The organism is Mesorhizobium sp. M4B.F.Ca.ET.089.01.1.1 (assembly GCF_004022605.1).
GTDB classification, from domain to species: domain Bacteria; phylum Pseudomonadota; class Alphaproteobacteria; order Rhizobiales; family Rhizobiaceae; genus Mesorhizobium; species Mesorhizobium abyssinicae.
The window spans coordinates 1-6,645 of sequence record NZ_RZOS01000324.1; the positions used below are offsets into that span (position 1 = coordinate 1).

Consider the following 6,645-nt stretch of genomic DNA (forward strand, 5'->3'; position numbering starts at 1 on the left):
TGGTGCTGATGCCGCGGTTCTATCGCGAGGTGTGGGGCGAAGCGAAGACCTGGTACCTGCTGGGCGGCTCGATAACCTGGCTGATGCTGGGCAACGCCATCATGTTCAAGATGTCGAACTTCCGGTTCTGACATGCAGCGCGTGATCGAATTCCTCGCCTCGCTCGCGCCGACCTCGCTGATGCCGGTGGCAGTGCTGCTGCTCCTGCTCGGCGGCAGCGCGGTGGCCTGGCCGCTGGTCGTTGCCAAGGGCGACCGCAACGAGGTCAAGCGCCGGCTGAAGGTCGAGGAGGCGAGCAAACCCGTCGAACAGGCCGAACCGGCGCCGCGCAAGAATTCCAACGCGGTGCGCGAGAAGGCGGTAAAGCGGGCGCAGGAATTCTACGCCAAGAGCGACCCGGAAAATGTCGCGCGGCTGCGCATGAAGCTCATCCAGGCCGGCTACATGGAACCGCGCGCGATCGGCACCTTCTTCCTGATCCGCTTCGCGGCCTTCATCGGTCTGGCTCTCGGCGCCTTCCTGGTCAACCACTGGATGGCCAGCGCCGATTCGACCATGACCAGCCGCTGGAGCTTCGTCATCCTTTCGGGCGCCGCCGGCTACTTCCTGCCCGGCCTGGTGCTGAGCCAGAAGGTGCGGGAGAAGATGCGCGAATACCGCAATGGCTTTCCCGACTTCATGGACCTGATGATCGTCTGCTCCGATGCCGGCATGAGCATGGAGGCCGGCATCGAGCGCGTCTCCAAGGAGCTCGCCAAGACCTATCCGGCGCTGAGCCAGAACCTGCAGCTGGTTTCGCTGGAACTGAGGGCTGGCCGCAGCCTCGACGACGCGCTGAAGGCGCTCGCCGATCGCTTGAGCCTCGATGAGGTGCGCTCCTTCGCAACGCTGCTGCAGCAGTCGAAGGAGTTGGGCACCAGCCTGTCGGGCGCGCTGCGCGTCTTCTCCGACGAAATGCGCCACAAGCGCATGTCGCTCGCGGAGGAAAAGGCGCATGCCTTGCCAGCCAAGATGTCGGTGCCGGTGACGGTGTGCATCCTGCCCGTGGTGCTGATGATCGCCATCATTCCCATCATCGTCAAAATGACGGCGCACTAAGGTTTACGCTCCGCGCCGGTTCTCGGAATCCGCCTAGTTTGGTCGCTTCGCGCCCGTCTCCGACTCCGGCTCGGCCTGACCTGAGTCTCAACAGACCTTGGGTCGAATTGGACCTTTGTTCGAAACCAATTCTTAGGCGCGTTTCGGCACCGAAGGTTAATCGCCCTCTTGTAGAGTGCTTCCTGAAGAACGACCCGGCAAATCGGGCGATGGGGCAGGGGCATGCGTCACAGACTTCCCACGGCAGCGGCCGCACTGGCAGCCGTCTTGATGATCACCGGTTGCACGACCAACAACGCCGTCGACACGACCAAGACGACCGCGATCCAGCCGACGTCCAAGGACGTCAGCGCGTCGGACCTGGCGGAAGGCAAGGCGCAGTTCCGCGAAGCGAATTACGGCCTTGCCGAAAAGCATTTCCGCAAGGCGGTCGAGCTCAAGGCCGACAATGCCGAGGCGTGGATGGGGCTCGCCGCTTCCTATGACGAGCTCGGCCGTTTCGACTTCGCCGACCGCGCCTACGACCAGCTCCTGAAGGTCGCCGGGCGCAAACCGCAGATCGTCAACAATATGGGCTATTCGCAGCTGCTGCGCGGCAACAAGAAGAAGGCCAGAGTCCTGCTGCTCGAGGCCAAGGCCCACATGGCCGACCAGACCGTCGTCGACGCCAATCTGGCACTGCTGAACAAGAGCTAGAGGCCTTACCAGACTGGACTGGGTCGTCCCGCTCGAATTGACCGGCTATTCGCCGGTTGGTTTCGCGCTGGCGGACGGCCCGCCTCGTCCGCTGGCTTGCCCGCAGCACAACATCGGCGTGCGTCCTCCTTGGGAGGAATCGACACGGGGTCGCAACAGAACTGTTCCAATCTAAACCATAACGTTCCTAGTCTTCGTATCTGCCCTGCTAAGTAGTGGACGCTTTGTAAACCTTGTCTGAAAGTAGGGCTGAAAGGTTAGCGGAAAACGGTGTCGGCGGGCCGCCGTTAACCTAGAATGGGGGTGCAACCGACGACTCCCAAGAGGCTGCGCTCAAGAATGTTGGATTTTAGTTCGCTCCTGCTCGCGGCGGCGCTGTCGGGCACGTGCCTAAGCATAACCATGCTGGCGATCTGGTTCACCGCTCCGCGGGCGCGCTTCGTGCTGACGGTGGCGTGCGGCATCCTCGTGCTCGTCGCGCATGTCGTGCTGTTCTGGCAGTACACCAAGGAGCCCAACCCCTGGCTCTGCCAGGCGGTGCTGGCGCTGCTCAGCCTCGGCTTCCTCATCATCTGCCTGTCAGCCATGCAATATCTGGGTGTCGGCAACCAGGGCAGCGTCGTTGTGCCGACGGTGACGGCCATGGCCGTCTGCGCGCTCGTGACCTATCTCGGCTTTGACGGTGTCGGCTTCATCATCACCTATACGACCGTCACGGCGCTGCTCGCCGTGATCGGGGTGATGTTCTGGACCAAGGGCGGTCACGATCGTCGGATCCTGCTGGTCGTCTCGTTTCTCAGCGGTACCTGTGCGGTGTCCTTCGCGCTATGCGGCGCGATGCTGGCGATCCATGGACAATGGGTGCTCGGCGTGGCGCCCGATAACTGGGCGGAGCGGCTGAATACCGTCGTGGCGGTCGCCTGCATGACCGGTCTCGGCGCGCTGACGCTTTCGCTGCATCACCTGCAGGCGCAGATCGAATTGAAGGCCGAGACGCTGACCGATCCGCTGACAGGGCTGATGAACCGGCGGGCGCTGAACTCGCTCTACGGCGAGCGCGCCTTCGGTCCGTTCATGGCGGTCGTCATGTTCGACCTCGACCATTTCAAGAGGACGAACGACCTGTTCGGCCATCCGGTCGGCGACAAGGTCTTGTGCCGCTTCGCCGCGATCATCAGGAAGTACGGCAGGAACGGCGTCGACGCCTTCCGCCTGGGCGGCGAGGAGTTCGCGCTGGTCATCTCGCGCATGACGGAAGAGAAAGCTTACGATCTTGCCAGCAAGATCGGCGTCGCCTTCGGCGCCGAGGTCGTGCCGACGCCGCGCGGTCCGTTGCGAAGCACCGTCAGTGGCGGCATCGGCTTTGGCGCGGCCGGCGGCAGCAGCCTGGACGAAGTGCTGGCCGAGGCGGACAAGGCGCTCTATGCCGCCAAGCACGCCGGACGGAACCGCGTGCTCGTCCTCGACAAGGAGAGCAAGGCCGGCGGGCCGGCCCTGCGTTCCGCCTGATTGCCGGCCAGGCTACTCGGCGGCGCCCAGATATTCCGACAGCGGCGGGCAGGAGCAGACGAGGTTGCGGTCGCCGGCGACATTGTCGATGCGCGATACCGGCGGCCAGTATTTGGCCGACGTGTCGGCATCGCCGGCGGGATAGGCCGCCTCCAGCCGCGAATAGGGATGCGACCACTCGCCGGCCAGCGCCTCCGCCGCGGTGTGCGGCGCGTTGACCAGCGGGTTGTCGTTGAGCGGCCACTCGCCCTTCGCCACCTTGGCCGCCTCGCCGGCGATGGCAATCATCGCCTCGCAGAAGCGGTCGAGCTCGCGCTTGGGCTCGGACTCGGTGGGCTCCACCATCAGCGTGCCGGCGACCGGGAACGACATGGTCGGCGCGTGGAAGCCGTAGTCGATCAGGCGCTTGGCGATGTCATCGACGCTGATGCCGGCGCTCTCCTTGAGCACGCGGGTGTCGAGGATGCACTCGTGCGCGATGCGATCGTGCCTGCCCTTGTAGAGGAGCGGGAAGTGCGGCGCGAGCCGCGTCGCCACATAGTTGGCCGAGATGATGGCGGTCTCGGTAGCCTGCTTCAGGCCGGAAGCGCCCATCATGCGGATGTACATCCAGGTGATCGGCAGGATGGACGCGCTGCCGAAGGGTGCTGCCGACACCGCATGCGCAGAGCCTTCAGTGACATGACCCGGCAGATAGGGTTTCAGGTGGGCCTTGACGCCGATCGGGCCGACGCCGGGGCCGCCTCCGCCATGCGGGATGCAGAAGGTCTTGTGCAGGTTCATATGGCAGACGTCGGCGCCGATATCGGCGGGACGGGCAAGGGCGACCAGGGCGTTGAGGTTGGCGCCATCGAAATAGACCTGGCCGCCATGTTCGTGGATGAGGGCGCAGAGGTGGCGCGCGCCTTCCTCGTAAACGCCATGCGTCGAGGGATAGGTGAACATCAGCGCCGCAAGATTTTTGGAATGCTCGTTGGCCTTGGCCCTCATGTCGTCCATGTCGATATTGCCGTCCTCCAGGCAGCGCACGACGACGACGCTCATTCCCGCCATCGCCGCGCTTGCCGGATTGGTGCCATGCGCGGAGGAGGGGATCAGGCATACGGTGCGATGGCTTTCGCCGCGCGAGCGGTGATAGGCGCGGATGGCGAGCAGCCCGGCATATTCGCCCTGGCTGCCGGCATTGGGCTGCAGGCTGACCGCGTCGAAGCCGGTGATCTCCGACAGCCAGCCCTCCAGTTCGCCGACCATGGCGCGATACCCCGCCGAATGGCTGGCAGGCGCGAAGGGATGCAGGTTGGCGACGCTAGGCCAGCTGACCGGCATCATTTCGGCCGCAGCGTTGAGCTTCATGGTGCAGGATCCCAGCGGGATCATGGCGCGGTCGAGCGCAAGGTCTTTGTCGGCCAGCCGGCGCAGGAAGCGCATCATGTCGGTCTCGGAGTGGTTCTCGTGGAAGACCGGCTGGGTCAAAAACTCCTTGCCGCGCGGTTTACCCGGCACGGTGCGATCGGCCGCCGCGGCGGCCTTGGCGCCGAACAGCGCGGCGATCGCCTCGAGGTCGGCCTCGGTCGAGGTTTCGTCGAAGGCGACGCCGACATGGTCGACGTCGATGACGCGCAGCAGCCGGCCGATCTTCTCGGCGGCGGCGGCGATCGATTTCGCCTTGCCCTTCACTTCGGCCGTCACCGTGTCGAAGCGGCTGGCGCCGAGCACGGAAACGCCCGATGCGGTTAAGCCGGCGGCCAGGCGGCTGGCGAGCCCATGGATGCGCTCGGCGATCGCCTGCAGGCCGGCGGGACCATGCCAGATCGCATAGGCGGTCGCCATGTTGGCGAGCAGCGCCTGGGCGGTGCAGATGTTGGAGGTCGCCTTGTCGCGGCGGATGTGCTGCTCGCGCGTCTGCAGCGCCAGCCGGTAGCCAGGACGCCCCTTGCTGTCGGTCGACTGGCCGACGAGGCGGCCAGGCATCAGCCGGGTCAACTTGTCGGAAACGGCGCAATAGGCGGCATGCGGGCCGCCAAAACCCATCGGCACGCCGAAGCGCTGCATCGGGCCAACGGCGATGTCGGCCCCTAGCTTGGCTGGCGTGTCGGTCAGCGTCAGGCCGAGCGGATCGGCGATGAAGATGACCAGCGCGCCGGTGGCGCGGGCTTTCTCGATCGCCGCCCTGTGGTCGCCATAGACGCCGAACGTGTCGGGCCAGGAAACGAGCAGAGCGGCGGTGTTGTCGTCGATCGTCTCGCCGTCGACCTCGGTGCCGAGCGGCTCGGCGCGGGTGCGCACGACATCCAGCGTCTGCGGGTGCGGCGTGCCGGCGAGCGCCACCTTGGTGCGCTTGTCGCGATGATGGCGCAGCGCAATGCCGACGGCTTCGGCGACGGCTGTCGCCTCATCGAGCAGCGAGGCCGACGCCACCGGCAGACCGGTCAATTCGGTGACCAGGGTCTGGAAGTTGAACAGCATTTCCAACCGGCCCTGGCTGATCTCGGCCTGGTAGGGCGTGTAGGCGGTGTACCAGGCCGGGTTCTCGAACAGGTTGCGCTGGATGACCGGCGGCACGTGGACGCCGTGATAGCCGGTGCCGATGAAGCTCTTCAGCACCTTGTTCTTCGCCATCGTCGCAGACAATTCGGCCAGCGCCTCGGCTTCGCTGGCCGGCGCGGGCAGGGTCAGCGGCAGGTCGAGGCGGATCGATCTCGGCACGGCCTGGCTGATCAGCGTCTCGACCGACGGAACGCCGATCACGGCCAGCATCGCTCGGACATCGTTGAGGCCGGGGCCGATATGGCGGGCCGAGAAGGGGTATGGTGCTGCGGTCATCGTAACTATCCTGCTTTTCAGCCGATATGGGCTTTGTAGGCGGCCTCATCGAGCAGGCCTTCGAGCTGGCTTTCGTTGGAAAGCCTCATCTTCCACAGCCAGCCGTCGCCGGTGGCGGCCGAATTGACCAGCGAAGGGTCCGACGACAGCGAGCTGTTGGCCTCGGTGATCTCGCCGTCGACCGGCGCATACACGTCGGATGCCGCCTTGACAGACTCGACCACGACGGCGGTGTCGCCCTTGGTCAGCTTGCGGCCGGTTTCCGGCAATTCGACGAAGACGAGATCGCCGAGCTGCTCTTGCGCATAGTCGGTTATGCCGACCGTGGCGACGCCGCCTTCGACACGCAGCCATTCATGGTCTTCGGTGAAATAGGTCTTTGCCATCGGGACTTATCCTTTGCGGTAGCGATGAGGTGTGAAGGGCAAGGGGTTGATATCGATCGGGATTTTCGTCCCGCGCACATCGGCGAACAGTTTTGTTCCGGACTTGGCGTGCTCTGTGTTGACATAGCCCATG

5 protein-coding genes and 1 pseudogene are annotated in these 6,645 nt (G+C 64.9%); 3 read left to right on the top strand and 3 right to left on the bottom strand.

All coding sequences use genetic code 11. The features are described 5' to 3' along the window. Positions 1-132: 132 nt before the first annotated feature. The 3 genes from EN780_RS24355 to EN780_RS24365 all read left to right on the top strand — a co-directional run bounded on the left by EN780_RS24355 (position 133) and on the right by EN780_RS24365 (position 3,303). Positions 133-1,098, top strand: coding sequence for a type II secretion system F family protein (locus tag EN780_RS24355; RefSeq protein WP_127285765.1), 966 nt, complete (start codon positions 133-135; stop codon positions 1,096-1,098). A 222-nt stretch (positions 1,099-1,320) separates the two neighbouring features. Then, a complete protein-coding gene (locus EN780_RS24360; protein ID WP_127285766.1) occupies positions 1,321-1,794 on the top strand; it encodes a tetratricopeptide repeat protein in 474 nt (157 codons plus the stop codon). Positions 1,795-2,133: 339 nt separating this feature from the next. Further along, entirely contained in the window at positions 2,134-3,303 is a 1,170-nt protein-coding gene (locus tag EN780_RS24365) for a GGDEF domain-containing protein (protein ID WP_127391508.1), read from the top strand. Positions 3,304-3,315: 12 nt separating this feature from the next. Here the strand turns inward: EN780_RS24365 and gcvP are convergent, their stop codons facing one another. The 3 genes and pseudogenes from gcvP to EN780_RS24380 all read right to left on the bottom strand — a co-directional run. Beyond that, entirely contained in the window at positions 3,316-6,126 is a 2,811-nt protein-coding gene (gene gcvP / locus EN780_RS24370; RefSeq protein ID WP_128275547.1) for an aminomethyl-transferring glycine dehydrogenase, read from the bottom strand. 17 nt (positions 6,127-6,143) lie between these two features. Continuing rightward, positions 6,144-6,512, bottom strand: coding sequence for a glycine cleavage system protein GcvH (gene gcvH, locus EN780_RS24375; protein ID WP_127287394.1), 369 nt, complete (start codon positions 6,510-6,512; stop codon positions 6,144-6,146). A gap of 6 nt (positions 6,513-6,518) precedes the next feature. Beyond that, a pseudogene (locus EN780_RS24380) lies at positions 6,519-6,645 on the bottom strand (glycine cleavage system aminomethyltransferase T); the annotation flags it as partial.